At 60.7% G+C, this 25,838-nt stretch carries 27 protein-coding genes; 23 read left to right on the top strand and 4 right to left on the bottom strand.

The genetic code is table 11. From position 1 onward, the window contains the following. Nucleotides 1-8: 8 nt before the first annotated feature. Both secF and CAF90_RS13440 read left to right on the top strand, forming a co-directional pair. On the top strand, nucleotides 9-923 hold the full coding sequence (gene secF / locus CAF90_RS13445) for a protein translocase subunit SecF (protein WP_085606844.1): 915 nt from the start codon (nucleotides 9-11) through the stop codon (nucleotides 921-923). A 120-nt stretch (nucleotides 924-1,043) separates the two neighbouring features. Then, nucleotides 1,044-1,592: a glycine zipper 2TM domain-containing protein gene (locus CAF90_RS13440; RefSeq protein WP_007956693.1), complete on the top strand. Its 549-nt coding sequence runs from the start codon at nucleotides 1,044-1,046 to the stop codon at nucleotides 1,590-1,592. A 96-nt stretch (nucleotides 1,593-1,688) separates the two neighbouring features. Here the strand turns inward: CAF90_RS13440 and suhB are convergent, their stop codons facing one another. After that, nucleotides 1,689-2,507, bottom strand: coding sequence for an inositol-phosphate phosphatase (gene suhB / locus CAF90_RS13435; protein ID WP_007941397.1), 819 nt, complete (start codon nucleotides 2,505-2,507; stop codon nucleotides 1,689-1,691). 145 nt (nucleotides 2,508-2,652) lie between these two features. On the opposite strand from suhB, the gene trmJ reads away from it, so the two are divergent. The 21 genes from trmJ (at nucleotide 2,653) to CAF90_RS13330 (ending at nucleotide 21,401) form a co-directional block, all read left to right on the top strand. Then, a complete protein-coding gene (gene trmJ, locus CAF90_RS13430) occupies nucleotides 2,653-3,423 on the top strand; it encodes a tRNA (cytosine(32)/uridine(32)-2'-O)-methyltransferase TrmJ (protein WP_007956692.1) in 771 nt (256 codons plus the stop codon). A 2-nt stretch (nucleotides 3,424-3,425) separates the two neighbouring features. After that, nucleotides 3,426-4,202, top strand: a complete 777-nt coding sequence (gene cysE, locus CAF90_RS13425; protein WP_007956691.1) for a serine O-acetyltransferase — start codon at nucleotides 3,426-3,428, stop codon at nucleotides 4,200-4,202. Between the two features lie 168 nt (nucleotides 4,203-4,370). Continuing rightward, nucleotides 4,371-4,862 carry a Fe-S cluster assembly transcriptional regulator IscR gene (iscR, locus tag CAF90_RS13420; protein ID WP_007956690.1) on the top strand — a complete coding sequence of 164 codons (492 nt, stop codon included), beginning with the start codon at nucleotides 4,371-4,373 and terminating at the stop codon, nucleotides 4,860-4,862. 50 nt (nucleotides 4,863-4,912) lie between these two features. Then, entirely contained in the window at nucleotides 4,913-6,127 is a 1,215-nt protein-coding gene (locus CAF90_RS13415; RefSeq protein ID WP_007956689.1) for an IscS subfamily cysteine desulfurase, read from the top strand. 101 nt (nucleotides 6,128-6,228) lie between these two features. Continuing rightward, complete coding sequence (iscU, locus tag CAF90_RS13410) at nucleotides 6,229-6,615, top strand: Fe-S cluster assembly scaffold IscU (RefSeq protein WP_003227907.1); 387 nt, start codon at nucleotides 6,229-6,231, stop codon at nucleotides 6,613-6,615. 28 nt (nucleotides 6,616-6,643) lie between these two features. Beyond that, nucleotides 6,644-6,967 (top strand): iron-sulfur cluster assembly protein IscA, encoded by a 324-nt coding sequence (gene iscA / locus CAF90_RS13405; protein ID WP_003227904.1) that lies wholly within the window; start codon nucleotides 6,644-6,646, stop codon nucleotides 6,965-6,967. An 8-nt stretch (nucleotides 6,968-6,975) separates the two neighbouring features. Continuing rightward, nucleotides 6,976-7,497, top strand: a complete 522-nt coding sequence (hscB, locus tag CAF90_RS13400; RefSeq protein WP_007956687.1) for a co-chaperone HscB — start codon at nucleotides 6,976-6,978, stop codon at nucleotides 7,495-7,497. Between the two features lie 51 nt (nucleotides 7,498-7,548). Beyond that, entirely contained in the window at nucleotides 7,549-9,414 is a 1,866-nt protein-coding gene (hscA, locus tag CAF90_RS13395) for a Fe-S protein assembly chaperone HscA (protein ID WP_085606842.1), read from the top strand. After that, complete coding sequence (gene fdx, locus CAF90_RS13390) at nucleotides 9,414-9,755, top strand: ISC system 2Fe-2S type ferredoxin (protein WP_007956685.1); 342 nt, start codon at nucleotides 9,414-9,416, stop codon at nucleotides 9,753-9,755. Before hscA ends, fdx begins: the two co-directional genes overlap by 1 nt. Before the next feature lie 14 nt (nucleotides 9,756-9,769). Next, nucleotides 9,770-9,970: a Fe-S cluster assembly protein IscX gene (iscX, locus tag CAF90_RS13385; protein ID WP_027619659.1), complete on the top strand. Its 201-nt coding sequence runs from the start codon at nucleotides 9,770-9,772 to the stop codon at nucleotides 9,968-9,970. An 88-nt stretch (nucleotides 9,971-10,058) separates the two neighbouring features. Further along, complete coding sequence (gene ndk / locus CAF90_RS13380; protein WP_007916882.1) at nucleotides 10,059-10,484, top strand: nucleoside-diphosphate kinase; 426 nt, start codon at nucleotides 10,059-10,061, stop codon at nucleotides 10,482-10,484. A gap of 28 nt (nucleotides 10,485-10,512) precedes the next feature. Next, a complete protein-coding gene (rlmN, locus tag CAF90_RS13375; protein ID WP_007956683.1) occupies nucleotides 10,513-11,661 on the top strand; it encodes a 23S rRNA (adenine(2503)-C(2))-methyltransferase RlmN in 1,149 nt (382 codons plus the stop codon). A gap of 12 nt (nucleotides 11,662-11,673) precedes the next feature. Then, nucleotides 11,674-12,432: a type IV pilus biogenesis/stability protein PilW gene (gene pilW, locus CAF90_RS13370; RefSeq protein ID WP_007956682.1), complete on the top strand. Its 759-nt coding sequence runs from the start codon at nucleotides 11,674-11,676 to the stop codon at nucleotides 12,430-12,432. Then, on the top strand, nucleotides 12,432-13,490 hold the full coding sequence (locus CAF90_RS13365; protein WP_085606840.1) for a RodZ domain-containing protein: 1,059 nt from the start codon (nucleotides 12,432-12,434) through the stop codon (nucleotides 13,488-13,490). The genes pilW and CAF90_RS13365 overlap by 1 nt, the downstream gene beginning before the upstream one ends. 3 nt (nucleotides 13,491-13,493) lie before the next feature. After that, nucleotides 13,494-14,603: a flavodoxin-dependent (E)-4-hydroxy-3-methylbut-2-enyl-diphosphate synthase gene (gene ispG / locus CAF90_RS13360; RefSeq protein ID WP_007956680.1), complete on the top strand. Its 1,110-nt coding sequence runs from the start codon at nucleotides 13,494-13,496 to the stop codon at nucleotides 14,601-14,603. A gap of 22 nt (nucleotides 14,604-14,625) precedes the next feature. Next, nucleotides 14,626-15,915: a histidine--tRNA ligase gene (hisS, locus tag CAF90_RS13355; protein WP_085606838.1), complete on the top strand. Its 1,290-nt coding sequence runs from the start codon at nucleotides 14,626-14,628 to the stop codon at nucleotides 15,913-15,915. 41 nt (nucleotides 15,916-15,956) lie between these two features. Next, on the top strand, nucleotides 15,957-16,598 hold the full coding sequence (locus CAF90_RS13350; protein ID WP_007956678.1) for a tetratricopeptide repeat protein: 642 nt from the start codon (nucleotides 15,957-15,959) through the stop codon (nucleotides 16,596-16,598). Next, nucleotides 16,591-17,742, top strand: coding sequence for an outer membrane protein assembly factor BamB (gene bamB, locus CAF90_RS13345; protein ID WP_039765728.1), 1,152 nt, complete (start codon nucleotides 16,591-16,593; stop codon nucleotides 17,740-17,742). Before CAF90_RS13350 ends, bamB begins: the two co-directional genes overlap by 8 nt. Nucleotides 17,743-17,878: 136 nt before the next feature. Further along, the gene (gene der / locus CAF90_RS13340; protein WP_007956675.1) at nucleotides 17,879-19,351 is read left to right on the top strand and encodes a ribosome biogenesis GTPase Der; all 1,473 of its coding nucleotides are present in this window, start codon (nucleotides 17,879-17,881) and stop codon (nucleotides 19,349-19,351) included. A 119-nt stretch (nucleotides 19,352-19,470) separates the two neighbouring features. Beyond that, nucleotides 19,471-20,619, top strand: a complete 1,149-nt coding sequence (locus CAF90_RS13335) for a pyridoxal phosphate-dependent aminotransferase (protein ID WP_074691028.1) — start codon at nucleotides 19,471-19,473, stop codon at nucleotides 20,617-20,619. Then, the gene (locus CAF90_RS13330) at nucleotides 20,607-21,401 is read left to right on the top strand and encodes an amidohydrolase (protein WP_085606836.1); all 795 of its coding nucleotides are present in this window, start codon (nucleotides 20,607-20,609) and stop codon (nucleotides 21,399-21,401) included. The genes CAF90_RS13335 and CAF90_RS13330 overlap by 13 nt, the downstream gene beginning before the upstream one ends. A gap of 178 nt (nucleotides 21,402-21,579) precedes the next feature. Here CAF90_RS13330 and leuA read toward each other — a convergent pair whose 3' ends face one another. The 3 genes from leuA to xseA form a co-directional block, all read right to left on the bottom strand. After that, nucleotides 21,580-23,259, bottom strand: coding sequence for a 2-isopropylmalate synthase (leuA, locus tag CAF90_RS13325; RefSeq protein ID WP_007956672.1), 1,680 nt, complete (start codon nucleotides 23,257-23,259; stop codon nucleotides 21,580-21,582). A 367-nt stretch (nucleotides 23,260-23,626) separates the two neighbouring features. Beyond that, on the bottom strand, nucleotides 23,627-24,448 hold the full coding sequence (locus CAF90_RS13315; protein WP_039765736.1) for a peptidoglycan DD-metalloendopeptidase family protein: 822 nt from the start codon (nucleotides 24,446-24,448) through the stop codon (nucleotides 23,627-23,629). Between the two features lie 3 nt (nucleotides 24,449-24,451). After that, the gene (gene xseA, locus CAF90_RS13310; protein WP_007956669.1) at nucleotides 24,452-25,831 is read right to left on the bottom strand and encodes an exodeoxyribonuclease VII large subunit; all 1,380 of its coding nucleotides are present in this window, start codon (nucleotides 25,829-25,831) and stop codon (nucleotides 24,452-24,454) included. Between the last annotated feature and the right edge of the window lie 7 nt (nucleotides 25,832-25,838).

Here is a 25,838-nt window from a genome sequence, read left to right as displayed (position 1 = left end):
GGGCTGCCATGTTACGTACAATCAACTTCATGGGCGTCCGCAACTTTGCGTTCGGCGTCACTGTATTTCTGACCTTGCTGGCAATCTTCAGTGTGTTCCACAAGGGCATGAACTGGGGTCTGGACTTCACCGGCGGTACGCTCATCGAGCTGACCTACGAGCGTCCGGCCGATGTCACCAAAGTGCGCGAGCAGCTGGTTTCTTCCGGTTATCACGAAGCCGTGGTGCAGAATTTCGGCGCGACCACCGATCTGCTGGTGCGCATGCCGGGTGAAGACCCGCAGCTGGGCCATCAGGTGGCGGAAGCGCTGCAGAAGGTCGGCGGCGACAACCCGGCGACCGTCAAGCGCGTCGAGTTCGTCGGCCCGCAGGTCGGTGAAGAACTGCGCGACCAGGGCGGCATGGGCATGCTGCTGGCGCTCGGCGGCATCCTGATCTACCTGGCTTTCCGCTTTCAGTGGAAGTTTGCGGTCGGCGCCATCGTGTCGCTGATCCACGACGTGATCGTGACCGTGGGTATCCTGTCGTTCTTCCAGATCACCTTCGACCTGACGGTGCTGGCGGCGGTACTGGCGATCATCGGTTACTCGCTCAACGACACCATCGTCGTGTTCGACCGGGTGCGTGAGAACTTCCGCGTACTGCGCAAGGCCACGCTGATCGAGAACATCAACATCTCGACCACGCAGACCCTGCTGCGGACCATCGCGACCTCGGTTTCGACCTTGCTGGCGATCGCGGCACTGCTGTTCTTCGGCGGTGACAACCTGTACGGCTTCTCCCTGGCGCTGCTGGTGGGTGTTCTGGCGGGTACCTACTCGTCGATCTACATCGCCAACGTGGTGCTGATCTGGCTGAACCTGTCGACCGAAGACCTGATTCCCCCGGTCAACGCCGAGAAGGAAGTCGACGACCGTCCATAACGGCCATCGTTTTCCCGGTTGTCAGTCAAAAAAGACGCGAGTTGAACTCGCGTCTTTTTTTTTGCTCCAAGGCTGGGAGAAGCGCGGGCGCGTCCCGCATGTGATGGTCAGGAGGTTCATGTGAACAAGTCGTTGCTGGTTGGTGCGGTATTGGGTGCTGTCGGTGTGACTGCCGGGGGTGCTGTTGCCACCTACAGCCTGGTTAAAAGCGGCCCTGAGTATGCGCAAGTGCTGGCCGTAGAACCGGTCAAAACACAGATCAAGACTCCACGTGAAGTGTGCAAGGATGTGACGGTGACCCGGCAGGCGCCGGTGAAAGATCAACACCAGATCGCCGGCACCGTGGTCGGTGCGCTGGCAGGTGGTCTGCTGGGTAACCAGATCGGCGGCGGCACCGGCAAGAAGATTGCCACGGTGGCCGGTGCGGTCGGTGGTGGTTACGCCGGTAACAAGGTTCAGGAGGGTATGCAGGAGCGTGATACCTACACCACGACTCAGACTCGCTGTAATACCGTGAATGACATCAGCGACAAGGTCGTGGGCTATGACGTCCGGTATTCGTTGGACGGCAAGGAAGGCAAGGTGCGGATGGATCGTGATCCGGGCAACCAGATTCCGGTCGACAAGGAAGGCAAGCTGATCCTGTCGCAGAACGAGCCGGGCCAGTGATTGGTTGACTGTTTATAAAAAAAGCACCCTTCGGGGTGCTTTTTCATGCCCATAAAAAAACACCCCGAAGGGTGTTTTTTTGGTTTCGCGAAACGCTTAGCGCTTCAGCGAGGCCGGCAGGTGCGGCTGGATTGCCGTCAGAACTGCCTTGAAGCATTTGGTGTTGCCGGCAACAACGTGTCCTTTTTCAAGGAAGTCGTGACCGCCGGTGAAGTCGCTCACCAGGCCGCCTGCTTCCTGAATCAGCAGGGCGCCAGCGGCCATGTCCCACTCGGACAGACCCGACTCCCAGAATGCGTCGAAACGGCCCGCGGCCACGTAAGCCAGGTCCAGGCTTGCCGAACCGGCGCGGCGGATGCCGGCAGTCTGGCCAACCAGGGCGCGGAACATGCCCAGGTAGTTGTCGAGGTTGTCCATCTGGTCGTCACGGAACGGGAAACCTGTACCGAGCAGAGCGCCGTCCAGGCTGGTACGACCGCTGACACGCAGGCGACGACCGTTCAGTTGAGCGCCGCGACCACGGCTGGCGGTGAATTCTTCCTGGCGAACCGGATCCAGAACAACGGCGTGTTCCAGGCGACCACGGTATTTGCAGGCAATGCTGACAGCGAAGTGAGGAATGCCGCGCAGGAAGTTGGTGGTGCCGTCCAGCGGATCGATGATCCACAGGTATTCTTCGCCTTCGATGCCGGTGCCGGCGTGCAGACCGGTCTCTTCACCCATGATCGAGTGATTCGGGTAAGCCTTGCGCAGGGCGTCGATGATTTTCTGTTCGGCGGCGCGATCGACCTCGGATACGTAATCCTTGGCGTCTTTTTCGTCGACCTTGATGGTATCCAGGCGCTCGATGGAGCGGAAGATCAGTTCACTGGCGCTGCGGGCGGCGCGCAGCGCGATATTCAGCATGGGCTGCATGGATGTGTCACCTAAGGTTGTTAAAGAAAGCCGCGCATTCTATCAGAACTTTTCTTCAGGTGAAGGTCGCTGTTCGCTTTCATAGCTTAACGGTAGGCTGTTCTGTAAGATTTGCACCCCTTTGCCGAGTCCGAGAGCGCCCGCCGTGCTGCAAAATATTCGTGTCGTCCTGGTCAACACCAGCCATCCGGGAAACATCGGCGGGACCGCGCGCGCCATGAAAAACATGGGCCTGTCGCGCCTGGTACTGGTTGATCCGCGAGTCTTTCCGCATCACGAAGCCGATGCCCGTGCTTCCGGTGCCGGTGACATCCTTGAAAACGCGCAAGTCGTCGCCACCTTGGAAGACGCCTTGGTCGGTTGCAATCTGGTGCTCGGCACCAGTGCTCGTGATCGGCGCATTCCCTGGCCATTGCTGGATCCGCGCGAGTGCGGGACCAAAGTGGTCGAGGAGGCCGGGCAGGGCGCGGAAATTGCGCTGGTGTTCGGTCGTGAAGATTCCGGCCTGACCAACGACGAGCTGCAGCGATGTCACTATCACGTGCACATCCCCTCCGATCCTGAGTTCAGCTCGCTGAACCTCGGGGCGGCGGTGCAGGTGTTGAGTTATGAAGTGCGCATGGCGTGGCTGGCTGCACAAGGCCAGCCGACCAAGATCGAGAAGGAAGAAGTGGCCTCCGTGAAAAGCGCAGAGCTTGCGACCATGGATGAGCTGGAGCGGTTCTATGAGCACCTGGAGCAGACTCTGGTGGCCATCGAATTCCTCGATCCGGAAAAGCCGCGGCACTTGATGGCGCGCCTGCGCCGGTTGTACGGACGCAGCTCGGTCAGCCGGGCGGAAATGAATATTTTGCGTGGCATCCTCACGGAAACCCAGAAAGCGGCCCGTGGCGAGCTCCTTAAGCGGAAGGATTAATGATGTTCGAGCGTTTGCGTGAAGATATCCAGAGCGTATTCCACCGAGACCCGGCGGCGCGTAACGCTTTTGAAGTCCTGACCTGCTACCCCGGCATGCATGCAATCTGGATTCATCGACTGGCCGGCATGCTCTGGCGCAACGATCTGAAATGGCTGGCACGGCTGGTGTCGAACTTCGGTCGCTGGCTCACCGGGATCGAGATCCATCCGGGTGCCAAGGTCGGTCGACGCTTCTTCATCGACCATGGCATGGGCATCGTGATCGGCGAAACCGCTGAAATCGGCGACGACGTGACGATCTATCAGGGCGTGACCCTGGGTGGTACCAGCTGGAACAAGGGCAAGCGTCACCCGACTCTCGGCGATGGGGTTGTGGTGGGGGCGGGTGCGAAGGTGCTCGGTCCGTTCACTGTGGGTGCTGGCGCCAAGGTCGGGTCCAATGCCGTGGTCACCAAGGAAGTGCCTCCGGGCGCCACTGTGGTGGGGATTCCGGGGCGTATCATCGTCAAGTCCGATGATGAGGCGGACGCCAAGCGCAAGGCGATGGCCGAGAAGATCGGCTTCGATGCCTATGGCGTCAGCGAAGACATGCCCGATCCGGTGGCGCGCGCCATTGGCCAGTTGCTCGATCACCTGCAAGCGGTGGACGGACGTCTGGAGGGGATGTGCGGCGCGCTGAAGGATCTGGGCAGTAATTACTGTGCGAAAGACCTGCCCGAGCTGCGTGAAGAAGACTTTGCCTGCGTCAAGGGCAAGGACGAATCCAAGCTCCACTGACGCACTTGCAGGGCTGCTGCCGACCGGTGTGCCATTAGGCCGCAGACCCTGCTATCATTCGCGCGCTCTTTTGCGGGTAAACCCGACTAAAGCACTAGGTCTTATAGTTGACTTAAATGCTCGGGAATTGCATACTCCCGCCCATTCCGAACTCCGTGGTAATTGTCCATGCGACTGACTACAAAAGGCCGATACGCCGTGACCGCCATGCTTGACCTGGCGTTGCACGCGCAACACGGGCCGGTGTCCCTGGCCGATATCTCCGAGCGCCAAGGCATCTCCCTGTCCTATCTCGAACAGCTTTTCGCCAAGCTGCGCCGCAGTAACCTGGTTTCCAGTGTTCGCGGTCCGGGCGGTGGCTACCAGTTGTCCCGCGACATGCAGGGCATCCAGGTGGCTCAGGTGATCGATGCGGTGAACGAATCGGTCGATGCAACAAAATGCCAGGGCCAGGGCGACTGCCACTCCGGTGACACCTGTCTGACCCATCACCTGTGGTGCGACCTGAGCCTGCAGATTCACGAATTTCTCAGCGGTATCAGCTTGGCCGACCTCGTAACTCGCCGTGAGGTGCAGGAAGTGGCCCAGCGTCAGGATCAGCGTCGTTGCAATGGCAAGGCGCCGCGCCTGGACAAGATTGAAGCGTCCGCCGTCGAATGACAGCCAGAGAGCTAGCGGCACGCCAGCCAGCCTGATTTAGGAGATAGTCCATGAAATTGCCGATTTACCTTGATTACTCTGCGACCACCCCGGTCGATCCGCGCGTTGCGCAAAAAATGAGTGAATGCCTGCTGGTCGACGGAAACTTCGGTAACCCGGCGTCCCGTTCCCACGTGTTCGGCTGGAAAGCCGAAGAGTCCGTCGAAAACGCCCGTCGTCAGGTGGCCGATCTGGTCAACGCCGACCCGCGTGAAATCGTTTGGACCTCCGGTGCCACCGAGTCCGACAACCTGGCAATCAAGGGTGCGGCACATTTCTACGCCTCCAAGGGCAAGCACCTGATCACCTCCAAGATCGAACACAAGGCTGTCCTCGACACCATGCGCCAGCTGGAGCGTGAAGGTTTCGAAGTCACCTACCTCGATCCGACCGAAGATGGCCTGATCACCCCGGCCATGATCGAAGCCGCGCTGCGCGAAGACACCATCCTGGTGTCGGTAATGCACGTGAACAACGAAATCGGTACCGTCAACGACATCGCCGCCATCGGCGAGCTGCTTCGTTCGAAGGGCATCCTGTTCCACGTCGACGCCGCTCAGTCCACCGGCAAGGTCGAAATCGACCTGCAGAAACTGAAAGTCGACATGATGTCGTTCTCCGCTCACAAGACCTACGGCCCTAAAGGCATCGGCGCGCTGTACGTCAGCCGCAAGCCGCGTGTGCGCATCGAAGCGACCATGCACGGCGGCGGTCACGAGCGCGGCATGCGTTCCGGCACCCTGGCGACTCACCAGATCGTCGGCATGGGCGAAGCGTTCCGTGTGGCCAAGGAAGACATGGCTGCCGAAAACGTCCGCATCAAGGCGTTGAGCGACCGTTTCTACAAGCAGGTCGAGCACCTGGAAGAGCTGTACGTCAACGGCAGCCTGACCGCCCGCGTTCCGCACAACCTGAACCTGAGCTTCAACTACGTTGAAGGCGAGTCGCTGATCATGGCGCTCAAGGATCTGGCGGTTTCGTCCGGTTCGGCCTGCACCTCGGCGTCGCTTGAGCCTTCGTACGTACTGCGCGCCCTGGGCCGCAACGACGAACTGGCACACAGCTCGATCCGTTTCACCTTCGGCCGTTTCACCACCGAAGAAGAAATCGACTACGCCGCGCAGAAAGTCTGCGAGGCCGTTACCAAGCTGCGCGCTCTGTCGCCGCTGTGGGACATGTACAAAGACGGCGTCGATATCTCGAAGATCGAGTGGGCGGCACACTAAATATAGAAGCCGCCGGATACAGATCCTGTAGCGACGCGGCGGTTTACGCAGCGCAGTTGCAGGGTCTCAAGAGCGGCCCTGATGAGTGAGGATTGAGAATCATGGCTTACAGCGAAAAGGTCATCGACCACTACGAAAACCCGCGCAACGTCGGCAAGATGAACGCGGAAGATCCTGATGTCGGCACCGGCATGGTCGGCGCTCCGGCGTGCGGCGACGTGATGCGTCTGCAAATCAAGGTCAACGATCAGGGCGTTATCGAAGACGCCAAGTTCAAGACTTACGGCTGCGGTTCGGCTATCGCCTCCAGCTCCCTCGCTACCGAGTGGATGAAGGGCAAGACCCTGGACGAAGCTGAAACCATCAAGAACACTCAGCTGGCCGAAGAACTGGCCCTGCCGCCGGTGAAAATCCACTGCTCGGTTCTCGCTGAAGACGCCATCAAGGCCGCCGTTCGCGATTACAAGCAGAAGAAAGGCTTGATCTAAGCATTGGGCGACGAGTAAGGAGTCAACGATGGCTATCAGCATGACAGAAGCGGCTGCTCGACACGTGCGACGCTCCCTCGACGGGCGCGGCAAGGGTGAAGGGATTCGTCTGGGTGTTCGCACCACGGGCTGTTCCGGCCTTGCCTACGTGCTGGAGTTTGTCGACGAGGTGGTTGCAGAAGATCAGGTGTTCGAGAGTCACGGCGAGAAAGTGATCATCGACCCGAAGAGCCTGGCCTACCTCGACGGCACCGAGCTCGATTTCGTCAAGGAAGGGTTGAACGAAGGCTTCAAGTTCAACAACCCCAACGTACGCGGTGAATGTGGCTGCGGCGAAAGCTTCAACATCTGAGGCTTGTCGTGGGTATTCCTTGTCATTTCGCTTTATTCGAGCTGCAACCGGGCTTTCGTCTGGATCTCGAGCAGTTGGCCACGCGCTATCGCGAGCTGGCGCGCGGCGTTCATCCTGACCGCTTTGCCGATGCTTCCGAGCGCGAGCAGCGGTCGGCGCTCGAACAGTCTGCGCGGCTCAACGATGCCTACCAGACGCTCAAGAGTCCGGCCCAGCGTGCACGTTACCTGCTGACCATCAGCGGGCATGAAGTGCCGATGGAAGTCACCGTCCACGATCCCGAGTTTCTTTTGCAGCAGATGCAATGGCGCGAAGAGCTCGAAGATCTGCAGGACAGTGCCGATCTGGACGGTGTCGCGGCCTTCAAGCGTCGCCTGAAAACCGCCCAGGAAGAGCTCAACGAAAGCTTCGCAGCCTGTTGGGATGATGCAGCGCAGCGCGAACAGGCCGAACGCCTGATGCGGCGCATGCAGTTCCTCGACAAGCTCACCTACGAAGTGCGCCAGTTAGAAGAGCGCCTCGACGATTAACCCAGTGCCGCTCCGGTCGCACGCCTGATATACAGATAAGTCCTGATCACGATGGCCCTACTGCAGATCGCCGAACCCGGCCAAAGTCCTCAACCGCACCAGCGTCGTCTGGCTGTGGGGATCGACTTGGGCACTACCAATTCGCTGGTCGCTGCGTTGCGCAGTGGTCTTTCCGAGCCGCTGGCCGACGCCGAAGGGCGGGTCATCCTGCCTTCCGCCGTGCGTTATCACGCCGATCGCGTCGAAGTCGGCGAGTCAGCCAAACTGGCTGCGTCCTCCGATCCCTTGAACACCGTGCTGTCGGTCAAGCGCCTGATGGGTCGTGGTCTGTCCGACGTCAAGCAATTGGGCGATCAGTTGCCGTACCGCTTTGTCGGCGGCGAATCGCACATGCCGTTCATCGACACCGTGCAGGGCCCGAAAAGCCCGGTCGAAGTCTCCGCCGATATCCTGAAAGTATTGCGTCAGCGCGCTGAAGCCACTCTTGGCGGTGAGCTGGTGGGCGCGGTGATCACCGTTCCGGCGTATTTCGACGATGCTCAGCGCCAGGCTACCAAGGACGCGGCGAAACTCGCCGGTCTGAACGTGTTGCGTCTGCTCAACGAGCCGACCGCCGCAGCGGTGGCATACGGTCTGGATCAACATGCCGAAGGCCTGGTCGCGATTTATGATTTGGGTGGCGGCACCTTCGATATTTCGATTCTGCGCCTCACTGGCGGTGTCTTCGAAGTGCTGGCCACTGGCGGCGACAGCGCGCTGGGCGGCGATGACTTCGATCACGCGATTGCCGGCTGGATTATCGAGAGCGCCGGTTTGTCCGCCGACCTCGATCCGGGCGCACAGCGCAGCCTGCTGCAAACCGCCTGCGCAGCCAAAGAAGCCCTTACAGATGCAGACAGTGTTGAAGTTGCCTACGGCGACTGGAAAGCACAGCTGACCCGCGAAGCCTTCGATGCGCTGATCGAGCCAATGGTCGCCCGCAGCCTGAAAGCCTGCCGCCGCGCCGTCCGCGATTCCGGCGTTGAGCTGGAAGACGTGCACGCCGTGGTCATGGTTGGTGGTTCGACCCGCGTTCCACGTGTTCGCGAAGCCGTCGCCGAAGCCTTCGGCCGTCAGCCGCTGACCGAAATCGACCCGGATCAAGTCGTGGCCATTGGTGCCGCGATCCAGGCCGATACGCTGGCCGGCAACAAGCGCGATGGCGGCGAACTGCTGCTGCTCGACGTGATCCCGCTGTCCCTGGGGCTGGAAACCATGGGCGGCCTGATGGAGAAGGTGATTCCGCGCAACACCACCATCCCCGTCGCTCGCGCTCAAGACTTCACCACTTATAAAGACGGCCAGTCGGCCATGGCGATCCACGTGTTGCAGGGCGAGCGTGAGCTGATCAGCGATTGCCGCTCTCTGGCTCGCTTCGAATTGCGCGGCATCCCGGCAATGGTGGCCGGTGCGGCGAAAATTCGCGTGACCTTCCAGGTCGATGCCGACGGCTTGCTCAGCGTCTCTGCCCGTGAACTGGGTTCGGGCGTTGAAGCGAGCATCCAGGTCAAGCCGTCCTATGGCCTGACCGATGGCGAAATCGCCAAGATGCTGAAAGATTCGTTCCAGCACGCCAATGACGACAAGGTCGCCCGTGTTCTTCGCGAGCAGCAAGTCGATGCGCAGCGCCTGATCGAAGCGGTGCAGGGCGCTCTCGAGGCGGATGGCGAGCGTTTGCTCGACGCCGAAGAGCGCATGGTCATCGATCTGCAGGTGCAGGAACTGACCGAACTGATGAAAGGCACCGATGGTTACGCCATCGAGCAGCAGACCAAGCGTCTGTCGCAAGTGACCGATGCTTTTGCAGCCCGTCGTATGGATCAGACGGTGAAAGCCGCTCTGTCGGGGCGCAATCTGAATGAAATCGAGGATATCTGATGCCGCAGGTCATTTTTCTGCCCCACGAGAAGTTCTGCCCTGAAGGCATGGTCGTTGACGCTGCGCCTGGCACGTCGATCCTCGAACTGGCTCACGAACACCACATCGAGATGGAAAGCGCCTGCGGCGGCGTCTGCGCCTGCACCACTTGTCACTGCATCATTCGTGAGGGTTTTGACTCGCTGGAAGAAGCCGACGAGTTGGAGGAAGATTTCCTTGATCGTGCCTGGGGGCTGGAAGCCCAGTCGCGCCTGGCTTGTCAGGCGATCGTCGGTGAAGAAGACATCACCGTCGAAATTCCGAAATATTCGCTTAACCATGCGGCCGAAGCGCCGCACTGACTGGTAAGACTGTCATGAGCTACGGTTGGAATGATGTTCAACGTATTGCAGAAGAGCTGGCCGAAGCCAAGCCGGATGTCGATCCGCTTTCTGTCAATTTCGTCGACTTGCAGCGATGGATCATGGAACTTCCCGACTTTGATAACACCTCTGGCCGTGTTGGCGAGAAGGTGTTGGAAGCGGTTCAGGCCCTCTGGATCGAAGAAGTAGACTGATCGTCCTCGCAGGTTAGGCAATACCCAAGAACCCGCGTATAATTCGCGGGTTTAATTTTTCGCAAATTACCGTTTCTGGAGTTACACCATGGCTGTTCAACGTACTTTCTCCATCATCAAGCCTGACGCCGTTGCTAAAAACGTGATCGGCGAGATCACCACCCGTTTCGAAAAAGCCGGCCTGCGCGTTGTAGCTTCGAAACTGAAGCAACTGTCCAAAGCCGAAGCCGAAGGCTTCTACGCTGAGCACAGCGCTCGTGGCTTCTTCGGCGACCTGGTTGCCTTCATGATCTCCGGTCCTGTTGTTGTTCAGGTTCTGGAAGGCGAAAACGCTATTGCTCTGAACCGTGAGCTGATGGGCGCTACCAACCCTAAAGAAGCTGCTGCCGGCACCATCCGTGCTGACTTCGCTGATTCCATCGACGCCAACGCTGTACACGGTTCGGACTCCGAAGCCGCTGCTGCTCGTGAAATCTCGTACTTCTTCGCAGCTACTGAAGTAACCACTCGCTAAGCATTGGCTTAAGAGTGAAGGTGAATCCATGACTACATCGACTGTTAAAACCAACCTGCTGGGTCTGACCCAGCCGGAAATGGAAAAATTCTTCGACTCAATCGGGGAGAAGCGTTTCCGTGCCGGTCAGGTAATGAAATGGATTCACCACTTTGGCGTCGATGATTTCGACGCCATGACGAACGTCAGCAAGGCCTTGCGCGAAAAGCTCAAGGCTGTTGCTGAGGTCCGTGGTCCCGAAGTGGTCAGCGAGGACATTTCCAGCGACGGCACCCGCAAATGGGTGGTGCGCGTGGCGTCCGGCAGCTGCGTCGAGACCGTTTACATTCCCCAGGGCAAACGCGGCACTCTGTGCGTTTCGTCCCAGGCAGGCTGTGCCCTGGACTGCAGTTTCTGCTCCACCGGCAAGCAAGGCTTCAATAGCAACCTCACCGCCGCCGAAGTCATCGGCCAAGTGTGGATTGCCAACAAATCCTTCGGCAGTGTTCCGGCTACCATCGACCGCGCCATCACCAACGTGGTGATGATGGGCATGGGCGAACCGCTGCTGAACTTCGACAACGTCGTTGCCGCCATGCATCTGATGATGGATGACCTGGGCTACGGGATCTCCAAGCGCCGCGTGACCCTGTCCACGTCGGGTGTGGTGCCGATGATCGATGAGCTGGCCAAGCACATCGACGTATCCCTGGCGTTGTCCCTGCACGCACCGAATGACGCATTGCGTAACCAATTGGTGCCGATCAACAAGAAATATCCGCTTAAGATGCTGCTCGAGTCGTGTCAGCGCTACATGTCCGAACTGGGCGAGAAGCGCGTGCTGACCATCGAGTACACCTTGCTCAAGGACGTCAACGACAAGCTTGAGCACGCTGTGGAAATGATCGAGTTGCTGAAGAACATTCCGTGCAAGATCAACCTGATTCCGTTCAACCCGTTCCCGCATTCCGGGTACGAGCGGCCGAGCAACAACGCCATCCGCCGGTTCCAGGATCAGCTTCACCAGGCCGGTTTCAACGTCACCGTGCGCACCACCCGTGGTGAAGACATCGACGCGGCTTGTGGTCAATTGGTAGGGCAGGTGCTGGATCGCACCCGTCGCAGCGAACGTTACATCGCCGTGCGTGAGTTGAGCGCCGACAGCGATCTGGCACAGAACGCCGCGAACACTAACTAAGAGAGGATCTCTATGTCCCTGCGCTTTGCGCTGCTGTTGCTGTTGGCCAGCCTGTGTGCTGGTTGTGTCCTGTCGGGCGATTACAACCCGATGAAGACCAGCAAGGGCCGTGACGAAGCGCGGGCTGCCTACGTGCAGCTGGGGCTGGGATACTTGCAGCAGGGCATGACCGAGCGGGCCAAGGTTCCACTGAAGAAGGCGCTGGAACTGGACGGTTCGGATCCCGACGCCAATGCCGCGCTGGGGCTGGTATTCCAGGCCGAAATGGAACCTGCGCTTGCTGACGAACACTTCCGCAAAGCCTTGTCCTCCCGTCCCGCCGATGCGCGCATCCTCAACAACTACGGCAGTTTTCTCTACGAAGAACAGCGTTACAAGGAAGCCTACGAGCGTTTTGAACAGGCGGCCGCCGATACCCTGTATCCTGAGCGTTCGCGGGTGTTCGAGAACCTCGGCATGACGGCGGCGAAGCTCGGGCAGCGTGATCTGGCGCAGCAGCAGCTGGAAAAAGCGCTGCGTTTGAACCGTCAGCAGCCGCGCGCATTGCTGGAAATGGCTGAGTTGTCATTCGAAGACAGGCATTATGTGCCCGCGCGTGACTATTACGACCGTTTCAGCCAACTCTCCGAGCAAAATGCACGTAGTCTGTTGCTCGCCGTTCGGTTGGCAAAAGTATTTGAAGATCGCGACAAGGCCGCCAGTGCGGGCCTGCAATTAAAACGACTCTATCCCGGTACGCCGGAATATCAGCAATACCTGTCGGAGCAATGATGAAAGCGGCGCATCCCGAAGTTGTAGCAGCGAATCGCGTTAACCCCGGTGAGACCCTGCGCCAGGCCCGCGAAAGCAATGGCTGGTCGCTGGCCGAAGTGGCCCTCAAGCTCAACCTCACCGTGACTTCCCTGAGCAATCTTGAAGCCGGCGCATTCGACAAGTTGCCCGGGCATACCTTCGCTCGCGGCTACATTCGCGCCTATGCCAAATTGCTCGGTATGGATCAGACCGTTCTGGTCCAGCAATTCGACCAGTCCACCGGCACCGACTCCCAGGGCAGCAACGTCCACGCACTGGGCCGCATCGAAGAGCCGGTACGGGTTTCCCACACCATTTTGCGTATCGTCAGCCTGTTGCTGCTGATCGCGGTCATCGGCGGCGGTTTCGTCTGGTGGCAGGATCAGACGTCGCTGCGCACCAAGGACCTGATCGGCCTGGCACCGGAGCACGTCGAAGTCGAAGGCGCCGACGGCACCACCCAGATTCATCCGCTGGACGAGCCGGAAGACCAGGCCGTCGCGGAAGGCGAAGCCGAGGGCTCGACCGCTCTGGCGCTGCCTCAATCGGAAACCACGGCTGAATCGACCGGCGCCGAGACCGAGGCCGCAGCGCCTGCGACCGCACCGGTTGCTCCAGCACCTGCTGCGCCAGCCGCTACTCCGGCTGCACCGGCTCATACGCCAGCGCCAGTGGTGGCTGCTCCAGCAACTCCAGCGCCTGCCGCTCCGGCCACGCCTGCTCCGACCGTCACTGCCCCGGCAGCCCCGGCCGTCGCTGCAGCCGCGCCAACAGCGCCAGTTACTCCGGCTGCAGGTCAGGGCCAGGTTCAGGTGCAGTTCATCGCCGATTGCTGGACTCAAGTGACCGATGGCAGCGGCAAAGTGCTGTACAGCGGCCTCAAGCGTAAGGGCGACAGCCTGTCTGTCGTCGGCAAGCCTCCGTTTGCCGTGCGTCTGGGCGTTGCCCGTGGCGCGCAGGTCAGCTACAACGGCCAGCCGGTCGATGTCGCTCCGTTCACCAGTGGCGAGACCGCTCGCCTGAAGTTGGGTCAATAAGTCATGCACGGCGAATCTCCAATCAAACGTCGCGAATCGCGCAAGATCTGGGTCGGTAACGTGCCCGTGGGCGGCGATGCCCCTATCGCTGTGCAGAGCATGACCAACAGCGACACCAATGACGTCGCTGCCACCGTCGCACAGATCAACCGTCTGGAAGCCGCCGGCGTCGACATCGTCCGCGTGTCGGTACCGGACATGGACGCCGCCGAGGCGTTCGGCAAGATCAAGCAACTGGTCAAGGTGCCGTTGGTTGCCGACATCCATTTCGACTACAAGATCGCTTTGCGCGTGGCCGAACTGGGTGTGGACTGCCTGCGCATCAACCCGGGCAACATCGGTCGCGAAGACCGCGTGCGTGCGGTGGTCGATGCCGCCCGTGACCGCGGGATCCCGATCCGCATCGGCGTCAACGCCGGTTCCCTGGAAAAAGACTTGCAAAAGAAATACGGCGAGCCGACCCCGGCCGCGCTGGTCGAGTCCGCCCTGCGTCACGTCGAACACCTCGAACGCCTGAATTTCCAGGACTTCAAGGTCAGCGTGAAGGCTTCCGACGTGTTCATGGCCGTTGAAGCCTACCGTCTGCTGGCCAAGGAAATCGTCCAGCCGCTGCACCTGGGCATCACCGAAGCCGGTGGATTGCGCTCCGGTACAGTGAAATCCGCCGTGGGCCTAGGTATGCTGCTCGCCGAGGGGATTGGCGATACTATCCGCATCTCGCTGGCGGCTGACCCGGTCGAGGAAGTGAAGGTCGGTTACGACATTCTCAAGTCTTTGCATCTGCGTTCCCGTGGCATCAACTTCATCGCCTGCCCGAGCTGCTCGCGGCAGAACTTCGATGTGGTCAAGACCATGAACGAGCTGGAAGGGCGCCTTGAAGACCTGCTGGTGCCGCTGGATGTTGCGGTGATCGGTTGCGTGGTCAACGGCCCCGGCGAAGCCAAGGAAGCCCATATCGGCTTGACCGGCGGCACGCCAAACCTGATTTACATCGACGGCAAGCCGTCGCAGAAACTGACGAATGACAATCTGGTGGACGAGCTGGAAAAGCTGATCCGCGAGAAAGCGGCCGAGAAGGTCGAAGCTGACGCAGCGGTTATCGCGCGCGGCTGATCGAACGAATTAAGGAATTTCTGTGAGCAAGTCTCTGCAAGCCATTCGTGGCATGAACGACATCCTGCCGGAACAGACGCCGGTTTGGCGTTATTTCGAAGGCACCGTTTCGCGTCTGCTGGATAACTACGGTTACAAGCAGATCCGCATGCCGATCGTCGAGTTTACCGAGCTGTTCAAGCGCTCGATCGGTGAAGTGACCGACATCGTCGAAAAAGAGATGTACACCTTCGAAGACCGCAACGGCGACTCCCTGACCCTGCGTCCGGAAGGCACGGCCGCGTGCGTGCGTGCAGTGCTCGAGCACGGCATCACCGGCGGTGGCCAGGTGCAGAAACTCTGGTACATCGGCCCGATGTTCCGTCACGAGCGTCCGCAGAAAGGCCGTTATCGCCAGTTCCACCAGATCGGTCTGGAGGTGTTCAACCTCGACGGTCCGGACATCGACGCCGAACTGATCGTGCTGACCTGGCGCCTGTGGGGCGAGCTGGGCATCCGCGATGCGGTCAAGCTTGAGCTCAACAGCCTCGGCACCAGCGAGTCCCGCGGCCGTTATCGTGAAGCGCTGGTCGAGTACCTCTCGGCGCACCACGACAAACTGGACGAAGACAGCCAGCGTCGCCTGAAAACCAACCCGCTGCGCGTGCTCGACACCAAAAATGCCGACACCCAGGCCGTGCTGGTCGATGCGCCGAAAATGGCCGACTACCTGGATGACGAATCCCGTGCCCACTTCGAAGGCCTGAAGGCCCGTCTGGACGCCGTCGGCATTCCTTACGTGCTCAACCCGAAACTGGTGCGTGGTCTGGATTACTACAGCAAAACCGTATTCGAATGGGTCACCGACAAGCTCGGCGCCCAGGGCACCGTCTGCGCGGGTGGGCGCTATGACGGTCTGGTCGAGCAGATGGGTGGCAAGCCGACCCCGGGCGTCGGTTTCGCCATGGGCATCGAGCGTCTGGTGCTGCTGCTGGAAACTCTGGAGCAGATCCCGGAAGAAATCTCCCGGCAGGTCGACGTCTATCTCTGCGCCTTCGGCGAAGAAGCAGAGCTGGCCGGTCTGGCCCTGGCCGAGCGTGTACGCGACCAACTGCCCAACCTGCGCCTGCAAGTCAATGCCGGCGCCGGCAGCTTCAAGAGCCAGTTCAAGAAAGCCGACAAGAGCGGTGCGCTGTACGCACTGATCCTCGGTGACGACGAAATGGCCCAGCAAGTGGTAGGTTTCAAACCCCTGCGTGGCCAGGGCGAACAACAAAGCATTGCCTGGGATGCGCTCGCTGCACACCTGGCCACCTGCGTCGTGCAGGGTTGAAGCTGTCTAAACAGCCGATTTAGCGATTAAGGAGTATTGGGGTGTCGAGTACCGAAGACGAACAGTTGGCGGATTTGAAGGACTGGTGGACACGCAACGGCAAACCTCTGGTCACCGGCGGCCTGTTGGCGCTGGTCATCGTGTTCGGCTGGCAGGCTTTTCACAAGTATCAGAGCAACCAGTCGCAAGGCGCCTCGGTGCTCTATCAGCAATTGCTGGAAACCACGCTGACCCCGGATGGCAAGCCTGACGCCGCGCGCGTTGCGGATCTGGCCGGCAAGCTCAACAGCGAATTCGGCGGTTCTGCCTACGCGCAGTACGGCAGCCTGTTCGTGGCCAAGGTAGCGGTCGACAGCGGCAAGCTGGACGACGCGGCGACCGAACTGAAGGCCATCGTTGCCAAACCGGCCAACCCGGCGCTGGGCGAAATCGCCCGTCAGCGTCTGGCGCAGGTACTGGGTGCGCAGAACAAGGCCGATGAAGCCCTGAAACTGCTCGAAGGCGATGCCGACAAGTCGTTCCTGGCCACTCGCGAAGAACTCAAGGGCGACCTGCTGGTACAGCTGGGCCGTACCGATGAAGCGAACGCGGCGTATCAAAAAGCCAAGGCGGCACTGTCGGATGAAGCGGCGGTCGGTGGCCTTCAAATCAAGCTGGACGACCTGGCCAAAGGGGATGCGTGACGTGATCCGTTGGAAGCATGCAGCATTGCTGGCTCTGGCCATTCTGGCCGCGGGTTGCAGCAGCAACAGCAAAAAAGAACTGCCACCGGCCGAGCTGACCGACTTCAAAGAAGAAGTGGTCCTGCACAAGCAGTGGAGCCGCTCGATCGGTGACGGTCAGGGCGAAACGTACAACATGCTGGTACCGGCGATCGACGGTGACACCATCTACGCAGCCGACGTGACCGGTATCGTGATGGGCCTGGATCGCGGCAACGGCGACGTGAAATGGAAGAAAGACCTTGAACTGCCTGTGTCCGGCGCCGTTGGCGTGGGTTACGGTCTGGTCATGGTCGGCACCCTGCGCGGTGAAGTCGTTGCCCTCGACGCCATCAACGGTGAAGAGAAGTGGCGCTCGCGCGTCAACAGCGAAGTCCTCGCGCCACCGGCCAACAACGGTGACGTGGTGGTGGTACAGACCCAGGACGATCGTCTGATCGGTCTGGACGCGTCCACCGGCAATCAGCGCTGGGTGTATGACAGCACTCCGGCCGTGCTGACCCTGCGCGGCACCAGCGCACCGATCGTCACCAACCGCCTCGCGGTGGCTGGGCTGTCGACCGGTAAAGTGGTCGCTCTCGACATTTCCAACGGCGTGCCGGTCTGGGAACAGCGGATCGCGATTCCACAAGGTCGTTCGGAACTGGAGCGCGTGGTCGACATCGACGGCGGTCTGCTGTTGTCCGGCGGTACCCTGTACGTCGCCAGCTATCAGGGTCGCGTTGCGGCACTGGATCTGGAAAGCGGCCGTCAACTCTGGCAGCGCGACGCGTCGAGCTACGCCGGTGTTGCCCAGGGTTTCGGCAACGTCTACGTAAGCCTGTCGTCGGGCACCGTTGAAGGCGTCGACGAGCGTTCCACCACAGCACTGTGGAGCAACGACTCGCTGGCCCGTCGTCAACTGTCGGCGCCGGAAGTGTTCTCCAGCTACGTTGCAGTCGGTGACCTGGAAGGTTACCTGCACCTACTGAGTCAGGTGGACGGTCGTTTCGTCGGCCGCGAGCGCATCGACAGCGACGGCCTGCGTGCCCGTCCGCTGGTGGTGGGCGACACGATTTATGTGTATGGCAACAGCGGCAAACTGGAAGCCCTGACCATCAAGTAACAACTATGCTTGGGGTTAACTCCCCAGGCGGCCTTGCTTCTGCAGGGTTTGCAGCACCCACGGGTGTTGCCCCGAGCACCAGCCGCTGCCTAGCAGCGGCTTTTGTATTTTCTGAAATAACGAAGTGGAGAGCCGCATGGTTCCCGTAATCGCCCTGGTGGGCCGACCGAACGTCGGCAAATCCACCTTGTTCAACCGCCTGACCAGGACTCGCGACGCCATCGTCGGCGACTTGTCCGGTCTGACCCGTGATCGCCAGTACGGTGAGGCCAAGTGGCAAGGGCGTTCCTACATTCTGATCGACACCGGCGGTATCTCCGGTGACGAGCATGGTATGGACGAAAAAATGGCCGAGCAGTCGCTGCTGGCCATCGAAGAAGCGGATGTCGTTCTGTTCCTGGTAGATGCCAAGGCCGGTTTCACCGCCGCCGACCAGATGATCGCCGAACACTTGCGCAAGCGTAACAAGCGTTCCCACGTAGTGGCCAACAAGGTCGACAACATCGACCCGGAAATGGCCCGCGCCGAATTCGCCCCGCTGGGCATGGGCCACGCGATTCCGATCGCCGGCGCCCACGGTCGCGGCATCACGCAATTGCTGGAAGCCGCCCTGAGCGACTTCCCGCGCGATGATGACGAGCCGGCCGAAGGTGAAGAGGAAGAAGTGGTCGCCGAAGGCGAGGAAGCCAAGCGCATTCCTGGCCCGAGCGAAAAAGACGGGATCAAGATCGCCATCATCGGCCGTCCGAACGTCGGCAAGTCGACCCTGGTCAACCGCATGCTCGGTGAAGACCGGGTAATCGTCTATGACCAGCCCGGCACCACCCGCGACAGTATCTACATCCCGTTCGAGCGTAACGACGAGAAGTACACGCTGATCGACACCGCCGGTGTGCGCAAGCGCGGCAAGATCCACGAAGAAGTCGAAAAATTCTCCGTGGTCAAAACCCTGCAGGCGATCAAAGACGCCAACGTGGTGATCTTCGTGATGGACGCCCGCGAAGGCGTGGTCGATCACGACCTCAACCTGCTGGGCTTCGCCCTCGAGGCGGGTCGTGCACTGGTGATCGCGATCAACAAGTGGGACGGCATGACGCCGAGCGAGCGCGACTTCGTGAAGGTCGAGTTGCAGCGTCGGTTGTTCTTCGTTGACTTCGCCGATATCCACTTCATCTCGGCTCTGCACGGTACTGGCGTGGGCAACCTTTACGCCTCGGTGCAGAACTCGTTCAAGTCGGCGGTCACCCGCTGGCCGACCAGCCGCCTGACGCAGATTCTCGAAGACGCGGTCAGCGAGCACCAGCCGCCGATGGTCAACAGCCGCCGGATCAAGCTGCGTTACGCTCACCTGGGTGGTGCGAACCCGCCGATCATCGTGATCCACGGCAACCAGATCGAGAAAGTGCCGAAGTCGTACGTGCGCTATCTGGAAAATACTTACCGTCGTGTGCTCAAACTGGTCGGTACGCCGATCCGTATCGAGTTCAAGGGCGGCGAGAACCCGTACGAAGGCAACAAGAACACGCTGACCGACCGCCAGGTCAACAAGAAGCGTCGTTTGATGTCGCACAACAAGAAGGCCAGCAAGAAGCGCCGCGACAAGAAGTAAGGTCGTTGCGAACAGAGAGAAGGGGCGCCGTTTGGCGCCCTTTTTTTATGGGCGCCGGATGGGCTATCCTCGGGCTCTCCCGCGCCGTCGTCAGAGCCGGGGCAGAGCAGGGAAACCCGATGATCACCAGTAAGCTGCCGAATGTCGGCATCACTATTTTCACGCAGATGTCTCAGCTCGCGGCGCAGACCGGAGCGATCAACCTTTCCCAGGGTTTTCCCGATTTCGACGGCCCGCAGGCACTGCGCGACGCGGTCGGTCGACACATCGCCAGCGGTCATAACCAGTATTCGCCCATGACCGGCCTGCCGGCGCTGCGTCAGCAGATCGCGGCGAAAATCGCCCGCAGTTATGGCGCCAATGTCGATGCCGATACCGAAGTGACCGTCACACCGGGCGCGACCCAAGCAATCTTCTGCGCTATCCAGGCGGTTATCCACAGCGGCGACGAAGTCATCGTGTTCGACCCGGCCTACGACAGCTACGAGCCAGCAGTAGAGCTGGCCGGCGGGCGCTGCGTGCATGTGCAACTTGGGCTGAAAGATTTCTCCATCGACTTCGACAAGCTCAGCGCAGCCCTGAGCCCGCGCACGCGGATGATCATCCTCAATACTCCGCACAACCCGAGCGGCGCATTGATCAGTCGCGCCGAGCTGGATCAACTGGCGGCATTGATCCGTGATCGCGACATTTACGTGATCAGCGACGAAGTCTACGAACACCTGGTATTCGATGGCGTGCCGCACGTCAGCGTGCTAGCCCATGAAGAGCTGTATCAGCGCGCCTTCGTGGTCAGCTCGTTCGGCAAGACCTATCACGTCACTGGCTGGAAAACCGGCTACGTCGTGGCGCCGCCGGCCCTGACGGCAGAGCTGCGCAAGGTGCATCAATACGTCAGTTTCTGCGGCGTGACGCCGTTGCAGTTCGCTTTGGCCGATTACATGGCCGAGCATCCGGAACACGTCGAAGAACTGCCGGGCTTCTATCAGGCCAAGCGCGATCTGTTCTGTGATCTGCTGGCGCCGTCGCGATTCAGCTTCACCCGTGTCACCGGCACCTATTTCCAGCTGGTCGATTACTCGCAAATTCGCCCTGACTTGAACGATGTCGAGATGGCGATGTGGATGACCCGTGAGCATGGCGTGGCGAGTATTCCGGTGTCGGTGTTCTACCAGAATCCACCCGAAGGCCAGCGCCTGGTGCGCCTGTGCTTTGCCAAACGTGAGGAGACGCTGCGGGAAGCGGCGGCCAAACTATGCGTGATCTGAGTGCGTTGCCCGATCTCAATCTTGCGCTGATCCAGACCAGCCTGGCCTGGCATGATCGTCAGGCCAATCTCGAGCATTTCGACGCTTTGCTGGAGCAGGCGCGCGGTGCGGATCTGATCATCCTGCCGGAAATGTTCACCACCGGATTCTCCATGGAGTCCGAAACCCTGGCCGAAGCCGAAAACGGCCCGACCAGCAAATGGCTGCGGATCCAGGCGGCGAAACTGAACGCGGTCGTCACGGGCAGCGTGATCATCCAGGCCGCCGACGGCAGCCACCGCAATCGCTTGCTGTGGGCGCGGCCGGACGGTGAAGTGCTGCATTACGACAAGCGTCACCTGTTCCGCATGGCCGGCGAGCACAACCACTACACCCCCGGCGAGCGCCAGGTGCAGTTCGAGCTCAAAGGCTGGCGGGTGCGCCCGCTGATCTGCTACGACTTGCGCTTCCCGGTGTGGAGCCGCGACGCTCAGGACACCGATCTGCTGCTGTACACGGCCAACTGGCCGGGCGCGCGGCGTCAGCACTGGAACCGCTTGCTGCCGGCCCGGGCGATCGAAAACCTGTGCTATGTGGCGGCGGTCAACCGCGTTGGCACTGATGGCAAGGGTTTCGCGTATACCGGCGACAGTCAGGTGCTGGATTTCCAGGGCGAGAGTCTGCTGGCGGCGGGGGAGGCTGACGGGGTGTTCAAGGTGGTTCTGGAAGCGGCTTCGCTGGCCGCTTACCGCGAGCGGTTCCCGGCTAATCTTGACGCGGACACCTTCGAGTTCACTCAATAGCCCAAGTCACCTAGATCGTTCCCACGCTCCGCGTGGGAATGCCTCAAGGGACGCTCCGCGTCCCAGTGACGCAGAGCGTCACGAGCTGCATTCCCACGCAGAGCGTGGGAACGATCAGATAGAAAGTAAAAAGGCCCCGAGGTGCAAACCCCGGGGCCTTTTGCATTGCAGCGGTCAGTTACGCCGCTTTCGCTTCCGGCTGGCTCAGCGAGCGGTTCAGCGCGCTGAACAGGGCCTTGAAGCTGGCAGTGGTGATGTTTTCATCGATGCCCACGCCATGCACCGCACGTTCGCCGTTCACACGCAGTTCGATGTAGGCCGCCGCTTTGGCGTTGGTGCCCGCGCCGATGGCGTGTTCGTTGTAGTCCATGATCTCCACCGGAATCGGCAGACCGGCCACCAGCGCTTCCAGCGCGCCGTTGCCCTTGCCGCGCCAGTGCAGGTTGGTTTCGCCCTGACCCTTGCTCGCCACTTCCACTTCAACGGCGCTGTTGCCGTTTTCTTCCTGCAGGCGATGGCTGACCAGCGCGTACGGGGTGTTGGCTTGCAGATACTCGCTGTGCAGCAGCGCGTGGATTTGCTGCGCAGTCATCTCCAGGCCCAGGCGGTCGGTTTCACGCTGCACGACCTGGCTGAATTCGATCTGCATGCGACGTGGCAGACTGATGCCGTATTCCTGTTCAAGCAAGTAGGCGATGCCGCCTTTGCCCGACTGGCTGTTGACGCGGATCACCGCCTCGTAGCTGCGGCCGATGTCGGCCGGGTCGATCGGCAGGTACGGTACTTCCCACAGTGCGTCGGATTTCTGCTGGGCGAAGCCCTTGCGGATTGCGTCCTGGTGGGAGCCGGAGAACGCGGTGTGCACCAGGTCGCCGACGTACGGGTGACGTGGGTGAACCTGGATCTGGTTGCACTCTTCGACGACCTTGCGCACGCCGTCGATGTCGGAGAAGTCCAGTTGCGGGTCGAGGCCCTGGGTGTACATGTTCAGTGCCACGGTCACGAGGTCGACATTGCCGGTACGCTCGCCGTTGCCGAACAGGCAGCCTTCGACGCGGTCTGCGCCGGCCATCAGGCCCAGCTCGGTGGCGGCCACGCCGGTGCCACGGTCGTTGTGGGTGTGCAGGCTGATGATCACGCTGTCACGACGGTTGATGTTGCGATGGAACCACTCGATCTGGTCGGCGTAGACGTTCGGGGTCGCGCATTCGACGGTGGCCGGCAGGTTGAGGATGATCTTGTGCTCAGGCGTCGGGTTCCAGACCTCGATCACCGCGTCACAGACTTCCTTGGCGAATTCCAGCTCGGTGGCGCTGAAGGTTTCCGGCGAGTACTCGAAAGTCCACTCGGTGTCCGGCTGCATGGCTGCGTATTTGACGAACAGCTTGGCGGCGTTGACGGCGATGGCCTTGATCCCGTCCTTGTCCTGGTTAAACACAATGCGGCGGAAAGAAGGGGAAGTGGCGTTGTACAGGTGAACGATGGCTTTCTTCGCCCCGCGCAGGGATTCGAAGGTGCGCTCGATCAGGTCTTCACGGCCCTGGGTCAGCACCTGAATGGTGGTGTCGTCCGGGATGTGGCCGTCCTCGATCAGGGTACGCACGAAGTCGAAGTCGGTTTGCGAAGCGGCCGGGAACGACGCCTCGATTTCCTTCACGCCCACTTGCACCAGGGTTTTCCAGAAGCGCAGCTTTTTCACCGCGTCCATCGGCTCGATCAACGACTGGTTGCCGTCACGCAGGTCGGAGCTGCACCAGATCGGCGCGGCATCGATGGTTTTCGACGGCCAGGTGCGGTCCGGCAGGTTGATCACAGGAAACGCGCGGTATTTCGAAGACGGGTCTTTGAGCATGCTCATCGGGAAATTCCTTATTGTCTGGGCCGAAAAGAGGCGGCCTGCCGGTGGAACGAACGTTCTTGGAAAAGCGTGGGACGAGGCGCAGCGATTCAGCCCGGCAGTCGTGCGCTGACGAGGCACAGGCTGCGGTGCTGGCGAAGCTGAATGAGGGTGTGAGAGGTTTTCATGCCTTCAACCCTAACCGCGGGGGATGAGGATGGCAAGCAGTCGAAAAAAATTGAGAGGAATACCCGGAAAGCGGTTTTTTCCGAGATTTTATTCTCTGAATCAAAGTGAATGTTTGCAGAGATTGCGCAGTCCGTTCGTCGTGCGCAATCCCTGTGGGAGCGAGCCTGCTCGCGATGAGGCCAGTCGCCTCACCCGCAAATCAAGGCTGGAAAGCCCCAATAAAAATCGCCGGATCGACCCGCGCATCGTTCAGGCTGACGTTCCAGTGCATGTGCGGCCCGGTCGCCCGACCTGTAGCGCCCACCTTGCCCACCACCGCACCGCGCGCCAGTTGCTGGCCGTTCTGCACATCAATCTTCGACATGTGACAGAACATGCTGATGAAGCCCTGGCCGTGATCGACGAACACCGTGTTGCCATTGAAGAAGTAGTTGCCGATCAGAATTACCTTGCCTGCTGCCGGGGTCTTGATCGGCGTGCCAGCCGGCACTGCGAAGTCGAGGCCTGCGTGCGGATTGCGCTCTTCACCGTTGAAGAAACGGCGCACGCCGAACTTGCTCGACAGCGGTCCGTTGACCGGTTTGTCCAGCAACAGGTTGCTCGGCGTGTTCGGGCTGAAACTGCGGTAGGCCTTGATCTGCTCGGCCAGTTCGCCCTCGATGCGCTTGAGGTTGGCCGGGTTCGGATTGACCTGCTGGGTGTTCTTCAGGGTGATGTGCTGTTCCGGGTATTTCTTGTTGCCGACATTGAAGTTGAGGTTACGGCCGCCACTGCTGATCTGCTGAACGCCGGGTTTGACGGTCAACGGAACGCCGACAATCGCCAGCCAGTTGTTCTGTTCCTTGACCACCAGCACCGGTTTGCCCTGATACGTGGCTTTCGGCGCTTGCGCAGCGGTCCCAAGATCGACGACAGCCACGCCGCCCGGCACCGGTTTGTTCAGCAGGCGGGTGATGTAACTGTCGGCGTGGGCGTTGAAGGTCAGGCACAGCAACAGCAGCGGAGCAAGAAAACGCGGCATGGATCAGTCCAGTAAAGAAAGGGTGACGGGCGTCAGGTGATTGTCCTCGACGCGCACTTGCAGTTCGCCTTCGCCCAGTCTGGCCTTGAGGCGCTGGCCGGTGTGAGTCTGCGCGGCGTTGCGAATCGCGTTGCCGCGCTCATCCAGCAGAATGCTGTAGCCACGGCCGAGAGTCGCCAGAGGGCTGACCACGTGCAGGGTCTGCATCTGGCTTTGCAACTGTAAACGGCGTCGTTTCAGGCCTTCGTTCATGGCGCGTGGCAGGCGTTCAGCGAGACTGTCGAGGCGCTGGCGCAACAAGGCCAGCTGGCGTCCCGGATGTTGCCCGGCGAGGCGGGTTTCCAGACGAATCAGGCGTTCGCGGCGGGTGTTGAGCTGGCGCTCGAAGGCGCGGCGCATGCGCATGTCCAGATCATCCAGACGCTGTGCCTGTTGGCGCAGACGCTCGCCGGGATGGCGCAACCGGCGGGTCATGCCTTCAAGGCGCAATCGATCGCGCATCAGGCGATCACGCATGCGCATTACCAGTCGACGATGCAGGCTTTCGACCTGACGGATCAGGTGGCTGGAGTCCGGGGCAAGCAGTTCAGCGGCGGCGGACGGCGTCGGTGCGCGAACGTCCGCCACGAAGTCGCTGATCGACACATCGGTTTCATGGCCGACTGCGCTGACGATTGGCGTGACGCAGGCATCCACCGCCCGGGCCACCGCCTCTTCGTTGAAGCACCAGAGGTCTTCCAGCGAGCCGCCGCCACGGGCCAGAATCAGCGCGTCGAAGCCACGGGCGTCCGCCAGTTTCAGGGCGCGGACGATCTGTGCGGTGGCTTCGCGGCCCTGAACGGCGGTCGGGATCAGCGTCAGCTGTACCTGCGGCGCGCGGCGGCGGAACACGCTGATAATGTCGCGGATCACCGCGCCGGTCGGCGAACTGATGATGCCGATGCGCTGCGGATGCGCCGGCAGCGGCACCTTGCGCTCGGCACTGAACAGGCCTTCGGCGCTGAGCTTTTCCTTCAAGGCATCGAAGGCCAGGCGCAGGGCACCGTCACCGGCTGGCTCCACGGTGTCGAGGATCAGCTGATAGTCGCCACGTCCTTCGAACAGCGAGACCTTGCCGCGCACTTTGACTGCCAGACCATCCTTCAGCGCCTGACGCACCCGCGCGGCGTTCTGGCGAAACAGTGCGCAACGCACCTGCGCGCCGCTGTCCTTGAGCGTGAAATACACGTGGCCGGACGCCGGGCGGGCGAGGTTGGAGATTTCGCCTTCGACCCAGATGTTGCTGAACACGTCTTCGAGCAACACCCGCGCGCGGCCGTTGAGCTGGCTGACGGTCAGGACTTCGCGGTCGAGGCCGAGTCTTGCAAAGGGATCTTTAATCATGGGGCGC

It is taken from the genome of Pseudomonas sp. B37(2017) (assembly GCF_002112885.1).
Taxonomy (GTDB): domain Bacteria; phylum Pseudomonadota; class Gammaproteobacteria; order Pseudomonadales; family Pseudomonadaceae; genus Aquipseudomonas; species Aquipseudomonas paraglycinae.
This window is presented reverse-complemented; position numbering and strand designations above follow the sequence as displayed.